At 72.5% G+C, this 17,564-nt stretch carries 17 protein-coding genes; 10 read left to right on the top strand and 7 right to left on the bottom strand.

All coding sequences use genetic code 11. The features are described from left to right. Positions 1 to 159: 159 nt before the first annotated feature. Positions 160 to 786 carry a uracil phosphoribosyltransferase gene (gene upp, locus ACQPYE_RS36795; protein WP_498717726.1) on the top strand — a complete coding sequence of 209 codons (627 nt, stop codon included), beginning with the start codon at positions 160 to 162 and terminating at the stop codon, positions 784 to 786. Positions 787 to 976: 190 nt separating this feature from the next. On the opposite strand, the gene ACQPYE_RS36790 is transcribed toward upp, so the two are convergent. After that, a complete protein-coding gene (locus ACQPYE_RS36790) occupies positions 977 to 1,828 on the bottom strand; it encodes an SDR family oxidoreductase (RefSeq protein WP_498717724.1) in 852 nt (283 codons plus the stop codon). 197 nt (positions 1,829 to 2,025) lie between these two features. Between ACQPYE_RS36790 and ACQPYE_RS36785 the strand changes: the two genes are divergently transcribed. Then, positions 2,026 to 3,336 (top strand): glycoside hydrolase family 18 protein, encoded by a 1,311-nt coding sequence (locus tag ACQPYE_RS36785; RefSeq protein WP_498717722.1) that lies wholly within the window; start codon positions 2,026 to 2,028, stop codon positions 3,334 to 3,336. Between the two features lie 159 nt (positions 3,337 to 3,495). On the opposite strand, the gene ACQPYE_RS36780 is transcribed toward ACQPYE_RS36785, so the two are convergent. Then, positions 3,496 to 4,089 (bottom strand): TetR/AcrR family transcriptional regulator, encoded by a 594-nt coding sequence (locus tag ACQPYE_RS36780; protein ID WP_498717721.1) that lies wholly within the window; start codon positions 4,087 to 4,089, stop codon positions 3,496 to 3,498. A 75-nt stretch (positions 4,090 to 4,164) separates the two neighbouring features. Between ACQPYE_RS36780 and ACQPYE_RS36775 the strand changes: the two genes are divergently transcribed. The 4 genes from ACQPYE_RS36775 (at position 4,165) to ACQPYE_RS36760 (ending at position 6,567) form a co-directional block, all read left to right on the top strand. Further along, the gene (locus ACQPYE_RS36775; RefSeq protein ID WP_015105038.1) at positions 4,165 to 4,371 is read left to right on the top strand and encodes a type II toxin-antitoxin system VapB family antitoxin; all 207 of its coding nucleotides are present in this window, start codon (positions 4,165 to 4,167) and stop codon (positions 4,369 to 4,371) included. Positions 4,372 to 4,768: 397 nt separating this feature from the next. Beyond that, the gene (locus ACQPYE_RS36770; RefSeq protein WP_123745441.1) at positions 4,769 to 5,152 is read left to right on the top strand and encodes a type II toxin-antitoxin system death-on-curing family toxin; all 384 of its coding nucleotides are present in this window, start codon (positions 4,769 to 4,771) and stop codon (positions 5,150 to 5,152) included. A 78-nt stretch (positions 5,153 to 5,230) separates the two neighbouring features. Further along, entirely contained in the window at positions 5,231 to 5,614 is a 384-nt protein-coding gene (locus tag ACQPYE_RS36765) for a MerR family transcriptional regulator (RefSeq protein ID WP_498717720.1), read from the top strand. Then, positions 5,611 to 6,567: an aldo/keto reductase gene (locus ACQPYE_RS36760; RefSeq protein ID WP_498717719.1), complete on the top strand. Its 957-nt coding sequence runs from the start codon at positions 5,611 to 5,613 to the stop codon at positions 6,565 to 6,567. Before ACQPYE_RS36765 ends, ACQPYE_RS36760 begins: the two co-directional genes overlap by 4 nt. Positions 6,568 to 6,655: 88 nt before the next feature. Here the strand turns inward: ACQPYE_RS36760 and ACQPYE_RS36755 are convergent, their stop codons facing one another. After that, positions 6,656 to 7,096, bottom strand: a complete 441-nt coding sequence (locus tag ACQPYE_RS36755) for a TM2 domain-containing protein (RefSeq protein WP_498717717.1) — start codon at positions 7,094 to 7,096, stop codon at positions 6,656 to 6,658. 95 nt (positions 7,097 to 7,191) lie between these two features. After that, positions 7,192 to 7,641, bottom strand: a complete 450-nt coding sequence (locus ACQPYE_RS36750) for a flavodoxin family protein (protein ID WP_498717716.1) — start codon at positions 7,639 to 7,641, stop codon at positions 7,192 to 7,194. 206 nt (positions 7,642 to 7,847) lie between these two features. On the opposite strand from ACQPYE_RS36750, the gene ACQPYE_RS36745 reads away from it, so the two are divergent. Continuing rightward, on the top strand, positions 7,848 to 8,180 hold the full coding sequence (locus tag ACQPYE_RS36745) for a hypothetical protein (RefSeq protein ID WP_498717715.1): 333 nt from the start codon (positions 7,848 to 7,850) through the stop codon (positions 8,178 to 8,180). Positions 8,181 to 8,184: 4 nt separating this feature from the next. Here the strand turns inward: ACQPYE_RS36745 and ACQPYE_RS36740 are convergent, their stop codons facing one another. From ACQPYE_RS36740 to ACQPYE_RS36730, 3 genes are all read right to left on the bottom strand, one after another. Further along, positions 8,185 to 9,801, bottom strand: coding sequence for a phospho-sugar mutase (locus ACQPYE_RS36740; RefSeq protein WP_498717714.1), 1,617 nt, complete (start codon positions 9,799 to 9,801; stop codon positions 8,185 to 8,187). After that, the gene (locus ACQPYE_RS36735; RefSeq protein ID WP_498717713.1) at positions 9,798 to 10,610 is read right to left on the bottom strand and encodes a purine-nucleoside phosphorylase; all 813 of its coding nucleotides are present in this window, start codon (positions 10,608 to 10,610) and stop codon (positions 9,798 to 9,800) included. Before ACQPYE_RS36735 ends, ACQPYE_RS36740 begins: the two co-directional genes overlap by 4 nt. A 115-nt stretch (positions 10,611 to 10,725) precedes the next feature. Beyond that, the gene (locus ACQPYE_RS36730) at positions 10,726 to 12,396 is read right to left on the bottom strand and encodes a protein kinase domain-containing protein (RefSeq protein ID WP_498717712.1); all 1,671 of its coding nucleotides are present in this window, start codon (positions 12,394 to 12,396) and stop codon (positions 10,726 to 10,728) included. 99 nt (positions 12,397 to 12,495) lie between these two features. Between ACQPYE_RS36730 and ACQPYE_RS36725 the strand changes: the two genes are divergently transcribed. The 3 genes from ACQPYE_RS36725 to meaB are packed head-to-tail and all read left to right on the top strand — an operon-like array spanning position 12,496 to position 17,457. Further along, positions 12,496 to 14,271, top strand: a complete 1,776-nt coding sequence (locus ACQPYE_RS36725) for a methylmalonyl-CoA mutase family protein (RefSeq protein WP_498717711.1) — start codon at positions 12,496 to 12,498, stop codon at positions 14,269 to 14,271. Further along, on the top strand, positions 14,268 to 16,475 hold the full coding sequence (gene scpA / locus ACQPYE_RS36720) for a methylmalonyl-CoA mutase (protein ID WP_498717710.1): 2,208 nt from the start codon (positions 14,268 to 14,270) through the stop codon (positions 16,473 to 16,475). Before ACQPYE_RS36725 ends, scpA begins: the two co-directional genes overlap by 4 nt. Further along, positions 16,468 to 17,457, top strand: a complete 990-nt coding sequence (meaB, locus tag ACQPYE_RS36715) for a methylmalonyl Co-A mutase-associated GTPase MeaB (RefSeq protein ID WP_498717709.1) — start codon at positions 16,468 to 16,470, stop codon at positions 17,455 to 17,457. The genes scpA and meaB overlap by 8 nt, the downstream gene beginning before the upstream one ends. Positions 17,458 to 17,564: the final 107 nt, after the last annotated feature.

The raw sequence follows: 17,564 nt of genomic DNA, 5'->3' as shown, positions 1-17,564 counted from the left end.
CTCGTCAACCCCGAGCCGCCTGATCTCCGGGCCGTTCCACCCGCGGGCGCCGTGGTGATCCGGCCCCGGCGGTGCGGCCCGCCGCGTCGGTGGAGCGGACGACCGGGCGGGATGACGAGCCGTCGGGCATCGGTCAGGGGTACCACATACTGTTCGACCATGGACGTCCTCGTTGTCGATCACCCACTTGCCAGGGCGCGGCTGACCACCATGCGCGACGCCCGCACGGACAACGCGGCGTTCCGCGCCGCGCTGCACGAGTTGACCGTGATGCTCGTGTACGAGGCCACGCGCGACCTGCCCGTGGCCGAGGAGCGGGTGCACACGCCCGTCGCCCGGACCACCGGCTACCGACTGGCCGACCCGCCGCTGCTGGTGCCCGTGCTCCGCGCCGGCCTCGGCATGGCGGACCAGGCGCACAAGCTGATCCCGGACGCGCAGATGGGTTTCGTCGGCCTGGCGCGCGACGAGGAGACCCTCCAGCCGACGCCGTACATGGAGTCGCTGCCCGACTCGTTGGCCGGCCGTCCCGTCTTCGTGCTGGACCCGATGCTCGCCACCGGCGGCTCCATGGCCTACACGATCCGCCTGCTGACCGACCGCGGCGCGACCGACGTGACGGCGATCTGCGCCCTGGCCGCCCCCGAGGGCATCAAGCACCTGGAGGAGTCGGCCCACCCGATCCGCCTGGTCACCGCCAGCATCGACGAACGCCTGAACGACTCGGGCTTCATCGTCCCCGGCCTGGGCGACGCCGGCGACCGCCAATACGGCGCCGTGCACTGACCCCTCGCGTGTCGAACCTTCAGGTCCCGCGTGTCCTACGTTCAGAACGCGCGTGTCCTACGTTCCGGTACCCCGAGTTGAACGCTCAGAACAAGATCGACTGTTCTGAGCGTTCAACTCGGGTGTTCTGAACGTAGGACACGCGTGACGGGAACGTAGGACACGCGGGACTTGAGGGTTCGACTCGCGGTTAGGGGCGGGTGAGGGTGGGGGAGTGGTCGGCGGCCCAGGTGGTGAGGGTGCGGCCGGGATTGCCGGTGACGGTGGTGTAGTCGGGGGTCACGGAGGCCGGTTCCTCGTTGTGCTGGGCCATGTAGCCGAGCAGGTACTCGGCGACGTCGTAGGGCAGGCCCTCGTCGCGGATCAGGGTGGCGCGGGCCTGGCCGTAGGTCAGGCGTTCGAAGCGGATCGGGCGGCCCAGGCCCCGGCCGATCGCCGCGGCTTGCTCGACGTGCGTCAGGGCCTCCGGGCCGCTCAACGTGTACGCCTTGCCCGCGTGCCCGTCACGCAGCAACGCGTGCACCGCCACCTCGGCCACGTCGTCCTCGTGCACCGGCGCCCCGACCGACTCCGGGAACGGCGCCCGCACCACGTCCTCCTCCCTGATCGTCCGCGCCCAGACCATCTTGTTCGCCATGAACTCCCCCGGCCGCACGTGCGTCCACGCCACCCCGGACGCCTCGACCACCCGTTCCACGTCGTGGTGCAGCTCGTAGCTCCCCGGCCGCCGAACGGTCACCGCGCTGCTCGACAGGAACACCACCCGCCGCAGGTCGGGCGCACTCGCCAGGAACTCCCGAGCGTGCGCCACCGCGTCGTCCGACTCGATCGCCGCCAGCAGGAACGCCGCCGTCACCCCCGCCAGCGGCAGCTCGCCCGGCCGCGTCAGATCACCTCCCACCACCTCCACGCCGGCGGGCAGCACACCCCGGGCCCGCGCCGGGTTCCGCGTCAACGCCCGCACCGGCACCCCTGCCGCCGCCAACTGCCGAACGACCGCACCGCCGGTGGTTCCGGTCGCCCCGGTGACCAGGATCGTCACAAGCCCTCCCCAGACAGTTACTCAAACTTGAACAGCGCTGAAGCTAGCGCGGTCACCACCCACCTCGCACATGCAAAAGTTTGCAACGCACGTGAGAACAATTCGCATTACCGGATTCGGCCGAACGGCCGTAGAGGTGGTCTAGACCTCATCACTACCGTGGTCTGGACCACAGCCGGAGCACCGCGAGGAGAAGCATGTCGAGCAGGAGATGGGTGCTCCCCGCCTTCCTGGCCGCCGCGATGACCGTGTCCCTGGCGCCGCAAGCCGTCGCCAACGGGGACCACGGGAACCACGGAGGTCACGGCGGTCACGGGAAGACCGAGCGCGTCGTCGGGTACTACACCCAGTGGAGCGGCTACGACCGCAACTTCCTGGTGCGCGACCTCGTGGCCAACGGCACCGCGCCGCGGCTCACCCACCTCAACTACGCCTTCGGCTTCCTCGACGAGGCAGGCAAGTGCGTCAGCGCCGACCCCTGGGCGGACTACCAGCGCCCCTTCGGCGCCGAGCAGAGCGTCGACGGCACGGCGGACGTGGCGGGCCAGCCGCTGTCGGGCAACCTCAACCAGCTCAAGCAGCTCAAGGCCGAGTACCCGAAGCTGCGGATCAACATCTCGCTCGGCGGCTGGACCGGCTCCAAGTACTTCTCCAACGCCGCCCTCACCCCCGAGTCACGCGCCGCGCACGTCGCCTCGTGCCTCGACCTGTGGCTCAAGGGCAACCTGCCCGACGCCGCGCCCGGTGCGGCGGCCGGCGTGTTCGACGGCGTCGACCTCGACTGGGAGTGGCCGTCGTCCGAGGCCGCGCCCGGCAACGTCGTGCGGCCCGAGGACCAGCGGAACTTCACCGCGCTGCTGGTGGAGTACCGCAAGCAGCTGGGCAAGCTCACCTGGCGCACCGGCAAGCGCTACGACCTCACCGCGTTCCTGCCCGCCAACCCCGCCCAGGTCGACCGGGGCTTCGAGGTCGAGAAGGTCTTCGAGCTGCTGACGTTCGGCACGATCCAGGGCTACGACTACCACGGTGCCTGGGAGCCGCTGACCAACCAGCAGTCCTCGCTCCGCACGCCCGCGGCCGACCCGACCGCGCCGCCGTTCAGCTCGCAGGTCGCGATCGACCACTACCTGCGCAACGGCGCGCCGAAGAGCAAGGTCGTGATGGGCGTGCCGTTCTACAGCCGGGGCTGGACCGGCGTGCGCGACGAGGGCAACGGCCTGTTCCAGCCCGCCACCGGCCCCGCGCCCGCGACCTACGAGGCCGGGTACGAGGACTACCGGATCCTCAAGGCGCAGCTGGGGAAGTTCACCGTGCACCGGGATGCCAAGGCCGGGCACGCGTGGTTGTTCGACGGCACCACGTTCTGGACCTGGGACGACCCGGTCGAGATGAAGCGCAAGGGTCGCTACGTGGCCGAACGGCGCCTTGGCGGCGCGATGATCTGGTCGCTCGACGGTGATACCGCCGACGGCGAGCTGATCAAGGCGCTCACCAGCGGACTGTCCTGACAAGGACGGTCCACGGGGCCCGGGGAGGTTTCGCGGCGGCCACCTCCCCGGGCCCCACCTATCGCACGGGACGCGCCACCTGACCGCACGACGCGCGCTCTGATCGCACGACGCGTTCTGATCACACGACGTGCGCGATCAGGTGGCGCGCGCGTCGTCTCACGGCACGCGCCAACCGTCCGCCTGCGCACGCAGGGCGCGCTCGTAGACCGGGGCGATCTCGACCCCCGGCGGCAGGTTGCCGTTGAGCTCCAGGCTCACCAGGCCGTGCACCACGCCCCACATCGCCAGCGCGATCCGCTCCGGCGGCTCCCGCGTGAACACCCCCGCCTCCACCGCGCGGCCGACGTCCCGCACCACCGGCAGGAACGTCTGCACGGCCGCCTCCTTCGTCTCGTCGGACGGCTCGAAGTTCGGCACGACCTTGCTGAACATCACCAGGTAGAACTGCGGGTCGGCCAGCGCGCTGTCCCGGTACGCCAAGCCGATCTGGATCAGGTCCTCCACCGGGTCGGCGGTCTGCGGCACGGTCGCGATGCGTTCACCGAATCGGCGGAACGCCTCCTCGTACACGGCGTTCAGCAGCGCCGGCTTGCCCCCGAACAGCGAGTACACGGCCGTGGTCGAGGTGTTGACATCCGCCGCGAGCCTGCGCAAGCTCAAAGCGCCCGGACCTTCGGTGGACAGCAGTTCGCCCGCCCGTTCGAGCAGCCGGGCGCGGAGCGCATCGTCGTGTGTCTTCGGTCGTGGCACCGGGGCATCGTATCGCAACACTGTTATAATTCGCGGCCTGGTCATAGTGGTATCAAGTTGGTACCGTCATTTTCCATGGCGATGACTCTGCGTCTGAGCGACGAGGAGAACCGGCGGCTCGACGAACTCGCCGCAGCGGAGGGCCGTTCGAAGCAGGAGGTCGTGCGCTTGGCGTTGGCCGAGCGGTGGGCCAGGTTGCAGAAGGAAGAGCAACTCTCCGAGGTCCTCGGACGCGTCCTCCCCAAGTACCGGGGGCTCCTCGACCGCCTCGGCTCCGCCTGATCCGGCCCGTCCTGATTGCGGGATCCCGTACCGAGGGCGCCCGACCGATCACCGACTGCTACACCTTCGGGTGACGACCCTTCACGTCCTCGCCGTTCGAACATATGTTCGATACGATTGATCTATGCAGCTCAACCGGCGCGGCATAGGTCGTTCACCCCTCTACCTCTGTGAACGTCCACGGTGGTCCGGAGCACACCGGTATGGTGCGCCGTTGAAGATCGGGCCGCGTTCGGGTAGCGCTTCGGCGCACAACGCGGCCGACAGCATCCTCACCGCCCGCGGGGCGGAGAGGCGAAACGGACCTGAGGGGGTGGGTGATGGGACGAAACACGCCCGGGGCGCGGCGTGGTCGTGCCGGAGTCGCCACTGCTCAGGACAGGGAGCGCGTCAAGCAGTGGTCAACTACCTCGACGCCGGCGACTTGCTCGTGCTGGCGACTGCCGTCACCGGCGGGGATCTGGTCGTGCGCGACTTAGGTCTCCTCGACTCCGCAGCCCACCGCCCCCGGGCCACAGTGCTGGGGGTCGAGGCGTACGACACGCTCTGGCTCAAAGCTTCCGCGTTGCTCGACTCCATCGTCCGCACGCGCCCGTTGGCCGAGGGCAACTGGCGACTGGGCTGGGTCGCCGCCGTGACGTTGTGCGACATCAACGGCTGGTGGGTCGACGCGGAGGAGGACGAAGCGCTCGACCTGGTGCGCGCGCTGGGTCGGGAGCAGATCGACGTCGGCGGCATGGCCGCCCACCTGGAAGCATGGGGAACGCCCAAGGACGAGTGACCGACCGGCCGCACGACCTCGCCGGACACCGCGAACCGGGTTGACCTGGAGTGCACTCCAGCTCCTACGGTCGACACCGTGACTTACTCGATCGCTCAAGCGGCCGAGCGCAGTGGGTTGTCGATCGACACCCTGCGCTACTACGAACGGATCGGCCTGGTCGACCCGCCCGCCAGGGACTCCGGCGGGCGGCGCAGCTACAGCGACGACGACCTCAGCTGGCTGGTCTTCCTGACCCGCCTGCGCACCACCGGCATGCCCATTCGGATGATGCGCGAGTACGCGCAGCTCAGGCACCGCGGCGCGGCCACCGCCGGCCGGCGCAAGCAGATGCTGTTCGAGCACCGGGCCTCGGTCCGCGAGCGCGTCGCCGAGTTGCGGTCGTGCCTGGAAGTGCTGGAGCACAAGATCACGCACTACGAGCAGATCGAGCACACGTTCATCGAGGGGATCACCGCATGAGGTCGTTGGGCGAACTCCGGGTGGGCGACCAGGGCCTGGGCTGCATGGGCATGAGCCAGTCCTACGGCGTCGGCGACGAGGCCGAGTCCGTCGCCACCGTCCACCGCGCGCTCGACCTCGGCGTCACGCTCCTCGACACCGCGGACGTCTACGGCGCGGGCGCGAACGAGGAGCTGGTGGGGCGGGCGGTCAAGGGCCGCCGGGACGAGGTCGTGCTCGCGACCAAGTTCGGCCTCGGCGACCCGGACCGCAGGCCGCGCGGGGACGCCGGCTACGTCAAGCGGGCCGTCGAGGCGTCGTTGCGCCGCTTGGGCACGGACCACGTCGACCTGTGCTACCAGCACCGGGTCGACCCCGAGGTGCCGATCGAGGAGACCGTCGGCGCGATGGCCGAGCTGGTCGCCGAGGGCAAGGTCCGCCACCTGGGCCTGTCCGAGGCGGGTGCGGCGACGATCCGCCGCGCGCACGCCGTGCACCCGATCAGCGCCCTGCAGAGCGAGTGGTCGCTGTGGACGCGCGACATCGAGGCCGAGGTCGCGCCGACGTGCCGCGAGCTGGGCATCGGCATCGTGCCGTTCTCGCCGCTCGGCCGCGGCTTCCTCACCGGCCGCGTCACGTCCGTCGCCGACCTGGCCGAGGACGACATGCGGCGCGGCCTGCCCCGGTTCGCCGAGGAGAACTTCGCCCGCAACACGGCCATCGTGGACGCCCTGCGCGCGCTGGCGGCCGAGCGCGGCGTCACGGCCGGTCAGCTGGCGCTGGCCTGGGTGCACCACCAGGGCGAGCACGTCGTCCCGATCCCGGGCACCAAGCGGGTGAGGTACCTGGAGGAGAACGTCGCCGCCGCCGACCTGGAGCTGAGCGCGGACGAGCTCCGCGCGATCGAGGCCGCCGCGCCCGCCGTCGCGGGCGACCGGTACCCGCCGGAGTTCCTGGCGCTGTCGAACGGGTGAGTGCGGGAGGACGCGGTCGGGCGGGCGCGGGCACGGTCCGGCGCGTGCCCGCCGCGCACCCGAGCGGCGTTCCGCGCGGCGGGCGGTGCTACCGCACGAGGATGCCGTTGCGCCGGTTGAAGTCCTTCGCGCCCTGCATGGCCAGCACGATCGACACGACCACCAGCACGAGCCACACGGGGAACGCGACGATCAGCCCGAGCACCGTCATGGCCAGCAGGATCAACGGGAAGTTCACCAGCAGCAGGATCACGCCGAGCGCCGTCTGGCCCGCGTAGAGGTTGCCCGCGCCCAGCCACAGCAACGACAGCAGCACCGCGATGCCGGGGTTCTTGGCGGTGACCACACCACCCATCTGCATCCCGTGCGGGACGGGGTGCACGGGTGCGTACACCGGGGGGTACACCGGCGGAGGGGCCTGCGTCACGGGCCACTGCGTCGCACCGCAGACGGCGCAGTTGACGCTCGGCGGCTGCAAGTACGCGCCGCAGGAACCGCACATCGGCGGTGGACCGACTGGCTGGGTCATCGGACTGCCTCCACATCTCGTCGCGGCATCTTGTCGGACGGGGGAGGGCGGGCGTTACCGATCGCATCAAGGCCTGATGGACCGTTCGGCGGCGCTCACGTCACCGTCGCGGCGACCGCGGCCCCCAACTCCCGGCACCGCTCCCGCGCGGCGCCGTCCGGTGCGCCGGCGAGGCTCACCGTCTCCGCCACCGGCCGCCACCCCAGCCCGGTCGTGATGTCCCTCACCGCCTTCACCGCGCCCTCCACGCCCAGGTTGCCGTGCACGTAGGCCCCGAACGGCCGACCGCGCGTGGCGTCCAGGCAGGGGTAGTAGATCGTGTCGAAGAAGTGCTTCAACGCGCCGCTGATGTAGCCGATGTTGGCGGGCGTGCCCAGGATGAACCCGTCGGCTCCCAGCACGTCGGACGCGGTCGCGGAGAGCGCCGGTCGCCGGACCACCTCGACGTCCTCGATCTCCGGGTCGGTCGCACCCTCCAGCACGGCCTCGAACAGCTCCTGCATGGCGGGCGACGGGGTGTGGTGCACGATCAGCAGGCGGGGCACGCGGCCCAGGTTGCCGCGATCCGCGCGGCGCGGCAACCGCCCGGCGGGCGCGGGGCACGTCCGGCAGGCCGTCGGCGCTGGTCATCGGCTCGGTCGGGTGGCCGAATCACCGGACCGGCGGGCGGCGTAGCAAGATCGACGAGCGGCGCGCGGGAACCGGCGGGGCCGTCGCACGTCTTACAGTGGGTAGTGACCGGGAGGGAGTCATGGAAACTCGCAGCATCGCCACGATGAAGCGGAACCGGCAGATCACCTGGGGCGCGGGGGTCGCGGTCGGGGTGGGGCTGATCGGCCTGCCGCTGGTCTTCATCGCCCTGTGGCCGGGGGTCGACCACAGCCCGTGGGACGTCAACACGATGATCCTCGCGACCGGCGTCGCGCTCTGCACCGCCAGCTACATCTCCGGCCGCATCTCGGTGGCCGCCGTCACGCAGCACAGGTCGCGCCCGGTGAGCCCGCCGACCAGGCGTCCTTACCTGGTGGCGGGCGGTGCGCTCGTCGTCGCCGTGCTGTGCCTGCTGATCGCGCTGGCGTCGTGACCGCTCAGTCCGCGAGCAGCGCGGACACCTGAGCCCGCAGCCCGGCCAACCGGTCCCGGGCCCGCGCGCGGGCGGCCGGCAGGTCGTCGGACACCGGTTCCACGACCTCCAGGTACGCCTTGAGCTTCGGCTCGGTGCCGGACGGCCGCACGACCACCCGCACGCCGTCGGCGGTCAGCCTGACCACGTCGGCCTCGGGCAGCAGGTCCTCGAACGCGAAACCCGCCGGCGGGTCGGCGCGCAACCGGGCCATCAGCGCGCCGATCCGGCCCAGGTCGGTGAACCGCAGCGACACCTGGTCGGTCAGGTGCAGGCCGTGGTCGACGGCGAGCTGGTCCAGCGCGTCCAGCAGGGTGCGGCCGGACGCCTTCAACCCGGCCGCCAGGTCGCACGCCACCACGGCCGCCGAGATGCCGTCCTTGTCGTTGACGTGCGCGGGGTCGACGCAGTTGCCCAGCGCCTCCTCGTAGGCGAACACCAGGCCGTCGCCCGCGCGCACCAGCCACTTGAACCCGGTCAACGTCTCCGCGTAACGCGCCCCGTGCGCCGCCGCGATCGACTTCAGCAACGAGGACGACACGATCGTGGTGGCCACCAACGGGTCCGGGGTCTCCACAGTGGACAGCACCAAGGAGCCGAGGAGCACGCCGGTCTCGTCGCCGCGCAACATCCGCCACGACCCGTCCCGCTCGCGAACGCCCAGCGCGCACCGGTCGGCGTCGGGGTCGAGGGCGATGGCCAGGTCGGCTCCCTCCGCCGCCGCCAGCGCGAGCAACCGGTCCGCCGCGCCCGGCTCCTCCGGGTTCGGGAACGCCACGGTCGGGAACTCCGGGTCGGGCACGGCCTGCTCGCGCACCACGCGCACGTCGGTGAACCCGGCCCGCCGCAACGCCTCCACCGCCGTCGCGCCGCCGACGCCGTGCATCGGCGTCAACGCCACGCGCAGGTCGCGGTGGACGCCGCGCGGCAGCGACGCGACCCGTTCCAGGTACTCGTCCACCTCGGCGTCCGACACCGGCAGGTGGTCGTCCGACAGCGGCACCGACACGGCCGCGGGCACGCCCCGGATCGCCGCCTCGATCTCGCGGTCCTCCGGCGGCACGATCTGCCCGCCGCCCGCCAGGTACAGCTTGTAGCCGTTGTCCGCGGGCGGGTTGTGCGACGCGGTGATCTGCACGCCCGCCACCGCGCCGTGCCGCTTGACCAGGAACGCCAGCACCGGCGTCGGCAACGGTCCCGGCAGCACCCGCACGGTGAACCCGGCGCCCGCCAGCACGCCGGCCGCCGCCGCCGCGAAGTCCTCCGACCCGTGCCGCGCGTCCCGGCCGACGAACACCGTGCCGACGTGCCCGTGCGCCCGGAGCCACGCGGCGAGGCCGGCGGTGGTGCGGATGACGACGGCCCGGTTCATCCCGTTCGGCCCGGCCCGCACGGGACCGCGCAGCCCCGCCGTGCCGAACGTCAGCGGGCCCGCCATCCGGTCGGCGACCTCGTCGGCCGCGGCGGCGTCACCGCCCATCGCCCGCGCCACGACGGTCTGGAGCTCCAGGCGGGTCCGCGGGTCGGGGTCGTCGGCGATCCAGCGGAACGCGGCGTCGCGCAGTGCCGGGGCGAGGGTCATGCCCGCGTCACCAGCTCCCGCAGCAGCGCGCCCATCCGGCTCGCCGCCGCCTGGCCCGCCTCCAGCACCTCTTCGTGGTTGAGCGGCTCACCGGTGATGCCCGCGGCCAGGTTCGTCACCAGCGACAGGCCGAACACCTCCACGCCCTCCGCGCGGGCCGCGATGGCCTCCAGCACGGTGGACATGCCGACCAGGTCCGCGCCCATCGTGCGCAGCATCCGGATCTCCGCGGGCGTCTCGAAGTGCGGTCCCGGCAGGCCCGCGTAGACGCCGTCCTCCAGCGAGGCGTCGATCTCCCGGGCGAGGTCGCGCAGGCGCGGCGAGTAGAGGTCGGTGAGGTCCACGAACCGCGCGCCGACCAGCGGTGACGACGCGGTCAGGTTCAGGTGGTCGCTGATCAGCACCGGCTGGCCGACCGTCATGCCCTGCCGCAGCCCGCCCGCCGCGTTGGTCAGCACGACCGTGCGCACGCCCGCCGCGGCGGCCGTGCGCACGCCGTGCACGACCTTGGCCACGCCCTTGCCCTCGTACCCGTGCGTCCGACCGAGCATGACCAGCACGTTCTTGTCGTCGACGCGCACCGACCGCACGGTGCCGCCGTGGCCCACGGCGGTCGGCGCCTCGAACCCGGGCAGCTCGCCCATGGGCACCTCGGCGGTCGGCTCGCCGATGAGGTCGGCGGCGGGGCGCCACCCCGACCCGAGGACGACGGCGATGTCGTGCCTGCCCACCCCGGTCCGCTCGGCCAACGCCTTGGCCGCGTCGGTGGCCAGGGCCTCGGGGGTGGTGTTCTCACTGATACCGGTCACGCCGCGAGCCTAATCGCCGCCTGTCCCCGTTGCCGCAGTGCCGCGACACCCGGTGGCCGCACCGCGCCGGCGGGCTCCGTCGGGCTCTTCGATCACCGCGTCCAGCCGCCGAGGGCTAGTCGTCCACCCTGAACGTGGGCGCGATGGTGTCGAACAGCCGGCTCCGCCCCGTCTCCTCCTGCTCGGTCGGCACGACGACCTCTACCACCCACAGGTCGTTGCCGCGCGGCAGCACGCGGGAGTAGCGGCTGCGGCGCAGGTCGGGTCCGGGGGAGGTGGTGCCGCGGGCCAGCGGGGTGGCCCGTTCCACGGTCCGGTAGCTGTACTGGACGCCCTGCTCCTTCCCGCCCGGTGGCAGGGCGTCGGTCGCTTCCCTCGCCTCGCCGAAGTACTGGTCCTCGGCCCACCGCGAGCGCACCAGTTCGAGGTAGTCCTCGATCGTGTTGCGCTCGTAGTAGTCCGGGAACCGCTGCACCGCCACCTCGTACCACCCGTTCGGCGAGACCAGGTGCACCACCGTGCTCGGGCCGAGCCCGTTGTTCGTCCGCTGCTCCAGGAAGCTGGTCCAGTCCGGCCCCACCTCGATGGTGAACTCCGCGCCCTGCTCGCCCTTCGCCGTCGCCGCCGCCGCCGTGGTCGGCAGCAACGACGGCGTCTCGGTGATCGCGGGCGGCGACGTAGTCTCCCCGGTCGGCGGCGGCAGGAGGGGCGCGCCGGCGACCGTCCTGGTCAGGGCGAAGCCCGACGCGCTGCCGATCGTGAACAGCACCGCCGCCGACAACGCCACCAGCACCGCCAACCCCGGCCGGCGGGCCGGCTCGCGCGTCGGCGCGTCCGCCACCGCGAACGGCAGCGGCCCGGGATCGGCGGCCAGCGGCGTCTCCGGCGGGATCGGCGGCTTGACCGGGGTCGGCCGCACGACCTCCACCACCGGGCGGGTGACCGACGACGCCGGGAACACGTCCGTGCCCGGCTCGGGCAGCAGCGGCCGGACCAGCCGCCGCGCCTGCGCCAACGTCATCCGCTCCTGCGGCGCCTTCACCATCAGCCCCGCGACCACCGGCTCCAACGCGCCGCAGGCCGCCGCCGACGGCACGTCGCCGTGCACCACCTCGTTGATCGTCTGGAGCACGTTCGCGCCCTCGTACGGCTGCTGCCCGGTCATCGCCGCGAACAGCGTCGCGCCCAACGACCACTGGTCCGCCGCGAACGACACCGCCCCGCCCGCCGCCACCTCCGGCGCGATGAACGCGGGCGTCCCCAGCGTGATCCCGCGGCTGGTCAGGGTGGCCTCGGCGACGTTGCGGGCGATGCCGAAGTCGGTCAGCTTCACCCGGCCGTCGTCGGCCACCAGCACGTTGCCCGGCTTCACGTCCCGGTGCGTGATCCCGGCCCGGTGCGCGGCCTCCAGCGCGGCGGCCACCGCGTCCACCACCACCGCGCCCTGCACGTCGGTCAGCGGACCGCGCTGCCGCACGACCTCCGCCAACGACGACGACGGCACCAGCTCCATCACCACGTACGGGTCGCCGTCGACCTGCACCACGTCGTACAACGTCACCAGGTTCGGGTGGGCGAGCGCCGCCGCGGACCGGGCTTCGCGCAGCGTGCGTTCCCGAAGCACCTCGTCCTCGTCGTCCGGCCCGCCCGCCGGGCGCAGGATCTCCTTCACCGCGACGTCCCGCCGCAGCACCTCGTCGTGCGCGGCCCAGACGGTGCCCATCGAGCCACGCCCCAGGACGTGCCGCAGGCGGTAGCGGCCGGCGATCAGTCGCTCGGATTCCACTGGGCCATCATTCACCAGCGTGGAAGACTCGCCTCTGCATCGTTCACGGCGGTGAACCTCACATAGCCGCCGTCCTACTGGTGAGTAACACTGCGGAGCATGATGGAGCCGTCAGGCGACTTGGCGTTGGCCGCCGAATTCACCAGCCCTGACCGCGAGCAGTGGCTCGACCTGGTCCAAGGGGTGCTGCGCAAGTCGGGCGCGGACTTCGGGTCGTTGGTCACCACCACCTACGACGGCATCGCCGTGCAGCCGCTCTACACCGCCGCCGACCGGGCGCCGGACGCCGGTTTCCCCGGCCTGGCCCCGTTCACCCGGGGCGGTCGGCCGCAGGGCTCGGTCGAGGGCTGGGACGTCCGCCAGCAGCACCGGGCAGCCGACCGCGAGGCGGTGGCGGCCGACCTGGGCAACGGCGTCACGTCGCTGTGGCTCAAGGGGCTCGACCCGGCCACCTACGACGACGTGCTGGCGGACGTCTACCTGGACCTCGCGCCGGTGGTCGTGGACGCGGGCGCGGACTTCCTCGAAGCCGGCCGCGCCATGCTGCGGGTCTGGGCCGGGCGACCGGCGCCGGCCGGCGAGGTGCGGGGCAACGTCGGCGCGGACCCGCTGGGGGTCCAGGCGCGCACCGGGCAGCCCGCCGACCTCGCCGCCGTGACCGACCTGCTCGGCAAGACCCGCGAGTTCCCCGAACTGCGCCTGCTCGTCGTGGACGGCCTGCCGTTCCACGAGGCGGGCGGCTCGGACGCGCAGGAGCTGGGCGCGTCCCTCGCGGTCGGGGTGGCGTACCTGCGGCACCTGACCGGGGCCGGGCTGGACGTCGCGGACGCCGCGCGGCTGCTGGAGTTCCGGTACGCGGCGACCGCCGACCAGTTCCTCACCATCGCCAAGTTCCGGGCCGCCAGGCGGCTCTGGGCCCGGGTCACCGAGGTCGCCGGCGCGCCGAGCCCGCAGCTCCAGCACGCCGTCACCTCGCCCGCGATGATGACCCGCCGCGACCCGTGGGTGAACATGCTGCGCACCACCGTGGCCTGCTTCGGCGCGGGCCTCGGCGGCGCGGACGCGGTGACCGTGCTGCCGTTCGACCACGCGATCGGCCTGTCCGACGACTTCGCCCGGCGCGTCGCCCGCAACACGCAGTCGCTGCTGCTGGAGGAGTCGAGGCTGGCCGGCGTGATCGACCCGGCGGGCGGCTCCTGGTACGTGGAACGGCTCACCGACGACCTCGCGCACGCCGCGTGGGCGTGGTTCCGCGAGATCGAGGCCGCCGGCGGGCTGCCGAAGGCGTTCGACCTGGTCGGCGACCGGATCGCGGCGACCTGGGAGCGCCGCCGGGCGAACCTGGCCGACCGGACCGACGCGCTGACCGGGGTGAGCGAGTTCCCGAACCTCGCCGAGCAGCCGGTGGTCCGCGAGCCCGCGCCCGAGGAGCCGGGCGGCGGGCTGCCGCGCGTCCGCTACGCCCAGGACTTCGAGGCGCTGCGCGACGCGGCCGACGCGAGCCCCGAGCGCCCGAAGGTCTTCCTCGCCACCCTCGGCCCGGTCGCCGCGCACACCGCGCGGGCCACGTTCGCGGCGAACCTGTTCCAGGCGGGCGGCATCGAGACGCCGAACGCCGGCCCTACCAAGGCGGTGGAGGACGTGGTCGTCAAGTTCCGCGAGAGCGGCGCCCGGATCGCGTGCCTGTGCGGCAGCGACGCCGGTTACGCCGAACTGGCCGCCCCGGTGGCGCGCGCGCTGCGCGAAGCGGGCGCGGAGCGGATCCTGCTGGCCGGGAAGCACGCCGACGCCGAGGTCGACGAGCACGTCTTCACCGGCTGCCCGGCGCTGGACGTGCTGGAGCGCACGTTCGAATCCCTTGGAGTCCCGCGATGATCCCGAACTTCGCCGACGTCGAGCTCGGCGAGCCCGCCACCGCCGACGCCGCGCGGTGGCACGCCGCGCTCCAGGAGGCGACCGGCAAGGGCGCGGACGCGTTGACGTGGGAGACGCCCGAGGGCATCGGCGTCAAACCCGTCTACACGGCCGCCGACACCGAGGGCCTCGACTTCCTCGCGACCTACCCGGGCATCGCGCCGTTCCTGCGCGGCCCCTACCCGACGATGTACGTCAACCAGCCGTGGACCATCCGGCAGTACGCCGGGTTCTCCACCGCCGAGGAGTCCAACGCCTTCTACCGCCGCAACCTCGCGGCCGGCCAGAAGGGGCTCTCCGTCGCGTTCGACCTGGCCACCCACCGCGGCTACGACTCCGACCACCCCCGCGTGGCCGGCGACGTCGGCATGGCGGGCGTGGCCATCGACTCGATCTACGACATGCGGCAGCTGTTCGACGGCATCCCGCTGGACCGGATGAGCGTGTCGATGACCATGAACGGCGCGGTGCTGCCGATCCTGGCGCTCTACGTCGTCGCGGCCGAGGAGCAGGGGGTGGCGCCCGAGCAGCTCGCCGGGACCATCCAGAACGACATCCTCAAGGAGTTCATGGTCCGCAACACCTACATCTACCCGCCGAAGCCGTCCATGCGGATCATCTCGGACATCTTCGCGTTCACCTCGCGGCGGATGCCGAAGTTCAACTCCATCTCCATCTCCGGCTACCACATGCAGGAAGCCGGCGCGACGGCCGACCTGGAGCTGGCCTACACGCTCGCGGACGGCGTGGAGTACCTGCGGGCGGGCCGCGACGCGGGACTGGACATCGACGCGTTCGCGCCCCGGCTGTCGTTCTTCTGGGCGACCGGCATGAACTTCTTCATGGAAGTCGCCAAGATGCGCGCCGCCCGGCTGCTGTGGGCGAAGCTGGTCAAGGGCTTCGACCCCCGGTCGCCGAAGTCGCTGTCCCTGCGCACGCACTGCCAGACGTCCGGCTGGTCGCTCACCGCGCAGGACGTGTTCAACAACGTCGCCCGCACGTGCGTCGAGGCGATGGCCGCCACGCAGGGGCACACGCAGTCGTTGCACACCAACGCGCTGGACGAGGCGCTGGCCCTGCCCACGGACTTCTCCGCGCGCATCGCCCGCAACACCCAGCTGCTGCTCCAGCAGGAGTCCGGCACCACGCGGGTGATCGACCCGTGGGGCGGCAGCGCGTTCGTGGAACGCCTCACGCACGACCTGGCGAGCCGCGCGTGGTCGCACATCACCGAGGTCGAGGCCGCGGGCGGGATGGCGCAGGCCATCGACGAGGGCATCCCGAAGCTGCGCATCGAGGAGGCCGCCGCGCGCACCCAGGCGCGCATCGACTCCGGCCGGCAGCCGGTGATCGGCGTGAACAAGTACCAGGTCGAGTTCGACGAGAAGATCGACGTGCTGAAGGTCGACAACGCCGGGGTGCGCGCGCGGCAGCTGGCGAAGCTGGCCCGGTTGCGCGAAGAGCGCGACCAGTCCGCGGTGGACTCCGCGCTGGCCGCGCTGACGCGGGCGGCGGGCTCGGACGGCAACCTGCTGGAGCTGGCCATCGCCGCGGCCCGCGCCAAGGCCACCGTCGGCGAGATCTCCGAGGCGCTGGGCGAGGTGTGGGGCAGGCACTCCGCGCAGATCCGCACCATCAGCGGGGTGTACCGGAGGGAGGCCGGGTCCGTGTCCGCCGGAGGAGGGACGCCAGTGGAGGTGACGCTGGAGGACGTCGCGGCGTTCGCCGAGGCCGAGGGGCGTCGCCCCCGCATCCTGGTCGCCAAGATGGGCCAGGACGGGCACGACCGCGGCCAGAAGGTGATCGCGACCGCGTTCGCCGACCTCGGCTTCGACGTGGACGTCGGCCCGCTGTTCCAGACCCCGGAGGAGGTCGCGCGCCAGGCCGTCGAGGCCGACGTGCACATCGTCGGGGTGTCGTCGCTGGCCGCCGGGCACCTCACGCTGGTGCCCGCGCTGCGCTCGGCGCTGGCGGGGATGGGCCGCGAGGACATCATGATCGTGGTCGGCGGCGTGATCCCGCCCCAGGACTTCGACGCGCTGCGCGAGGCGGGCGCGGCGGCGATCTTCCCGCCCGGCACGGTCATCGCCGACGCGGCGGGCGACCTGCTGCGCAGGCTCGCCGAGCAGCTGGGCCACGGCGACCTGCCGGGACGAGATGGCTAGGCAGGTCGACGTCGGCGCGTACGCCGAGGGCGTGCTCGCCGGCGACCGGGGCACGCTGGCGCGGGCCATCACGCTGGTCGAGTCGACCCGCCCGGACCACCGCGCGTCGGCGCAGGAGCTGCTGGTCGAGCTGCTGCCGCACTCGGGCCGGGCGCACCGCGTCGGCGTCACCGGCGTGCCCGGCGTGGGCAAGTCGACGTTCATCGACGCGTTCGGCTCGATGCTGACCGCCCGGGGCCACCGGGTGGCGGTGCTGGCGGTCGACCCGTCGTCCACCCGCACCGGCGGCTCGATCCTGGGCGACAAGACCCGGATGGCCCGGCTCGCGGTCGACGAGGCCGCGTTCATCCGGCCGTCGCCGACCTCCGGCACGCTCGGCGGCGTGGCCAAGGCGACCCGCGAGTCGATCGTGCTGGTCGAGGCCGCGGGCTACGACGTGGTGCTGGTCGAGACGGTCGGCGTCGGCCAGTCCGAGGTCGCGGTGGCCAACATGACCGACTGCTCGCTGTTCCTCACCCTCGCCCGCACCGGCGACCAGCTCCAGGGCATCAAGAAGGGCGTGCTGGAGCTGGCCGACGTGATCGCGGTCAACAAGGCGGACGGCCCGCACGAGCCGGACGCCCGCAAGGCCGCCCGCGAGCTGGCCGGCGCGCTGCGGCTGCTGCGCCCGCCGGACGCCCCGTGGCACCCGCCCGTGCTGACGTGCAGCGGGCTGGACGGCTCCGGGCTCGACACCGTGTGGGACCAGGTCACCAAGCACCGGGACACGCTGGAGGCGGCCGGCGGGCTGGCCGAGCGGCGACGTCGCCAGCAGGTCGACTGGACCTGGGCCATGGTGCACGACCAGCTGCTCACGAGCCTGCGGGCGGCGCCGGGGGTGCGCTCGGTCGTGCCCGAGGTGGAGCGGCAGGTGCGCGCCGGCGAGCTGACCGCCACGCTGGCCGCCGAACGTATCCTGGCCGCGTTCCGCGCGCAGGCGTGAAGGCCCGCCAGAGGGCTCGTAGCAGGGACGGAAGGGTCTCGTTCGCTCACAGCACGTGAACGAACCCCGGTTTGGATGACCACCGACAGTGGTAACCACGAAAGGCG

Origin of the sequence: Actinosynnema sp. CA-299493, assembly GCF_050946825.1 — a bacterium.
Classification (GTDB): Bacteria; Actinomycetota; Actinomycetes; order Mycobacteriales; family Pseudonocardiaceae; genus Actinosynnema.
Note: the sequence above shows the minus strand (reverse complement) of the source record. Positions and strands in the feature narration are given on the sequence as shown.

Excerpts from the sequence above, each read along its gene's own strand:
- ACQPYE_RS36755 (WP_498717717.1), bottom strand. The coding sequence starts at position 7,096 with ATGACCCAGCCAGTCGGTCCACCGCCGATGTGCGGTTCCTGCGGCGCG.
- scpA (WP_498717710.1), top strand. The coding sequence starts at position 14,268 with ATGATCCCGAACTTCGCCGACGTCGAGCTCGGCGAGCCCGCCACCGCC.
- upp (WP_498717726.1), top strand. The coding sequence starts at position 160 with ATGGACGTCCTCGTTGTCGATCACCCACTTGCCAGGGCGCGGCTGACC.
- ACQPYE_RS36745 (WP_498717715.1), top strand. The coding sequence starts at position 7,848 with ATGGAAACTCGCAGCATCGCCACGATGAAGCGGAACCGGCAGATCACC.
- ACQPYE_RS36760 (WP_498717719.1), top strand. The coding sequence starts at position 5,611 with ATGAGGTCGTTGGGCGAACTCCGGGTGGGCGACCAGGGCCTGGGCTGC.
- ACQPYE_RS36725 (WP_498717711.1), top strand. The coding sequence starts at position 12,496 with ATGATGGAGCCGTCAGGCGACTTGGCGTTGGCCGCCGAATTCACCAGC.
- ACQPYE_RS36785 (WP_498717722.1), top strand. The coding sequence starts at position 2,026 with ATGTCGAGCAGGAGATGGGTGCTCCCCGCCTTCCTGGCCGCCGCGATG.
- meaB (WP_498717709.1), top strand. The coding sequence starts at position 16,468 with ATGGCTAGGCAGGTCGACGTCGGCGCGTACGCCGAGGGCGTGCTCGCC.
- ACQPYE_RS36740 (WP_498717714.1), bottom strand. The coding sequence starts at position 9,801 with ATGACCCTCGCCCCGGCACTGCGCGACGCCGCGTTCCGCTGGATCGCC.
- ACQPYE_RS36775 (WP_015105038.1), top strand. The coding sequence starts at position 4,165 with ATGGCGATGACTCTGCGTCTGAGCGACGAGGAGAACCGGCGGCTCGAC.